Origin of the sequence: Marinimicrobium sp. UBA4209 (assembly GCF_002381585.1) — a bacterium.
GTDB classification, from domain to species: domain Bacteria; phylum Pseudomonadota; class Gammaproteobacteria; order Pseudomonadales; family Cellvibrionaceae; genus Marinimicrobium; species Marinimicrobium koreense.
In genome coordinates this window covers 2,504-3,768 of record NZ_DFTP01000085.1, presented here as the reverse complement: position 1 = coordinate 3,768, position 1,265 = coordinate 2,504, and the positions used below count along the sequence as shown (strand labels likewise).

Sequence of the window (1,265 nt, the reverse complement as noted above, 5' to 3'; positions counted from 1 at the left end):
CAGTTCAGGTTCTTCGAGTTGCGCCAGCTCCCGGGGCAGGCGCTCCCGCAGCAGTGACCGGAGCGCGTCGCGCAACAGGGGCAGTCGGCTGGAGGGGCTGAGCTGTCGGTAGGTGGCGGGAAGTCGCCCGCTGGTGGATTGCCAGTGTTGCTCGAGCAGTGCCAGGTCGTCCTGCAGTAACTGGCTGATCAGACGCACCAGGGCGCGGCGGCGGTTGTTGGGCAGTTGATCGACGGTCCGTTCGGCGTTCATCGGGTCGTCCCCGGCGGAGGTGCGGGGCTCGAAGTCACTCACCGGTCGGTCGCCCTGCTCATCCCAGAGCAGGAATTCCAGCGCGTGCAGGCCCAGAGCCACGTCGGCCTCATCGGTCAGACCGTGCTGTTCGCGCAGGGTCTGTGCGTTGATGGAGAGGGTAATGTCGTTGACGATGCCGCTGTAGGGATAGTTCTCCAGGCCATCCAGGTACCCGGGCTGGATGGGGTGCGCGTCCACCTGAAAGGCGATTTCCCTCAGGTCACCAAACAGGCCGGGACTGCTTTCACCCAGAGTCAGCAGCGGCTCGAGATGGTGCCAGCGGGTGTGGCACTGATGCCAGGCCTCACGGGTGGCCGCGAGGCTGCCCTGCGCCGGCTGAGCCAGGAAAGCGTCGAGACGCTCATGCATTTCAGCACAGGCCGTGCGCGCCCCGCTGAGCCACTGCTCTCCCTGCCGCCAGGCCGCCAGGGTGCTGTCAGCCAGAGCTGGGTCGGGGGCGGCAATGCTCTGTGTCTCGCGGGGCGATTCATCGGGAGTGGGGCCAGGGGACTCCGGACCCGGGTCGCAGCCGATCAACAGCAGGGCGGTGAGCAACGGGAGGGGGTGGGGGAACCGCATGGTCAGTCCCTCAGGCTGATGATCGGCCATTGACGTGCCTGCGCGGCCTCGGCCAGGCGCGGGTCCGGGTCAACGGCGGTCGGGTAACCCACCGACTCCAGCAGTGGCAGGTCGTTGGCCGAATCGCTATAGAAGTGGGCGTGTTCCAGAGCGTGGGGGTGTTCTTTCAGCCACTCCTTAAGACGGGTGACCTTGCCGCCCTGGAAGCAGGGCGTGCCGGTCGGGCGCCCGGTGTAGCCGTCGGGGCCGCGCTCGGCCTCACTGGCCAGCAAATGGGGAGTGCCCAGGCGCTGTGCGATTGGGGTGGTGACCACATCATTGGTGGCGGTGATGATCAGCAGTTGATGCCCTTGGTCTCGGTGGCGCTGAATCAGCGCCTGTGCCTTGTCCAG

At 66.8% G+C, this 1,265-nt stretch carries 2 protein-coding genes; both read right to left on the bottom strand.

Features of this window, described 5'->3' with window-relative positions:
- A partial coding sequence (locus B3187_RS12330; protein WP_286806771.1) for an imelysin family protein occupies window positions 1-873 on the bottom strand: 873 nt, incomplete at its 3' end.
- Window positions 874-875: 2 nt separating this feature from the next.
- Window positions 876-1,265: HAD family hydrolase (locus B3187_RS12325; protein ID WP_286806770.1), on the bottom strand; the 390-nt coding region annotated here is incomplete at its 5' end.